The following is a 1,321-nucleotide window of genomic DNA, read 5'->3' as shown; positions in this document are numbered from 1 at the left end:
CCCAACCCCAACGACCGATAACCTCGCTTCGTCAAAGAGACGGGCGTGGGAGGGTATACGCGTGATCGGCTGGCTCGAAGCTGTGGTCCTGGGCCTGATCCAGGGCCTGACGGAGTTCCTCCCGATCTCCTCCAGCGCACACATCCGCGTCGTCTCCGAACTCGTCGGCTGGGACGACCCGGGCGCCGCCTTCACCGCGGTGATCCAGCTCGGCACCGAGACCGCGGTCCTGATCTACTTCCGCAAGGAGATCTGGGAGATCGTCTCCACCTGGACCCGCTCCCTGTGGACACCCGCCCTGCGCGGCGCGTTCCACGCCAGGATGGGCTGGTTCATCATCGTCGGCTCGCTCCCCATCGGCATGCTCGGCCTGCTGTTCAAGACCGAGATCGAGACCGTCTTCCGCGACCTGCGCATCATCGCCACCACGCTCATCGTCTTCGCGATCATCCTGTGGTTCGCCGACCGCACCGCCCGCAACAAGCTCACGCTGGAGAAGCACCTCAGCTTCACCCACGCCATCGTGTACGGCTTCGCCCAGTCGCTGGCCCTGATCCCCGGAGTCTCCCGCTCCGGCGGCACCATCACCGCCGGCCTCCTGCTCGACTACCGGCGCGAGGACGCGGCCAAGTACTCCTTCCTGCTGGCCATCCCGGCGGTGCTGTCGTCGGGCCTGCTGGAGCTGACCGAGATCGGCGAGGGCCAGGCGCCCGCGTGGGGCCCGACGATCCTGGCCACGATCATCTCGTTCGTGGTCGGCTACGCGGCCGTGGCCTGGTTCCTGCGCTACATCAGCACCCACCGCTTCACCGGCTTCGTCATCTACCGGATCGCGCTTGGGGCGTTCATCTTCCTGTGCATCGCGCTGGGCTGGATCTCGCCCCTGCCCGGCTAGAGCGAGTAGCCCGGCGGGCGCACCGCCGGATGCGCGGTGGTCAGCTGGGCGGCGAGGCCGAGCAGGTGGGGTTCGCCGCCGGGCGGCGCGATGAGCTGCACGGCGATCGGCAGGCCCGTCGAGTGGGTGGCGATCGGCACCGACAGCGCCGGCCAGCCGCACATGTTCCACGGGCCCGTCGCCGGCGCGTACCTGGCGTTGGCCAGCACGTTGCTGAACAGGCCCCGCTGTGCCCACCCGTCGGCCCGGGGCGGCACCGCGGCCAGCGTCGGGGTGATGAGCACGTCCGCGTCGCCGAACCAGCGGTCGGCGCCGTAGCCGCTCCAGCGTTCCCTGCCCTTCGTGCCGTCGAGGGAGAGCCTGGCCAGCACCCGTCCGGCCCGGCCGAGGGCGCGGCTGCGGCGCTCCAGGCGGGCGCGGTCCAGG

The 1,321-nt window shown here is 70.3% G+C and carries 2 protein-coding genes; one reads left to right on the top strand and one right to left on the bottom strand.

Going from position 1 to position 1,321, the window contains the following annotated elements:
- Positions 1-61: 61 nt before the first annotated feature.
- Entirely contained in the window at positions 62-895 is an 834-nt protein-coding gene (locus AB0I34_RS44150; RefSeq protein ID WP_360458744.1) for an undecaprenyl-diphosphate phosphatase, read from the top strand.
- Here AB0I34_RS44150 and AB0I34_RS44145 read toward each other — a convergent pair.
- Positions 892-1,321, bottom strand: a 430-nt coding sequence (locus tag AB0I34_RS44145; RefSeq protein ID WP_360458741.1) for an amidase family protein, incomplete at its 5' end; no start/stop codon positions are given. The two genes, AB0I34_RS44150 and AB0I34_RS44145, sit on opposite strands and share 4 nt — an antisense overlap.

This window comes from Kribbella sp. NPDC050281, assembly GCF_040655855.1.
Classification (GTDB): domain Bacteria; phylum Actinomycetota; class Actinomycetes; order Propionibacteriales; family Kribbellaceae; genus Kribbella.
The sequence above is the reverse complement of the archived record's forward strand: the minus strand, read 5'-3'. Positions and strand labels throughout refer to the sequence as shown.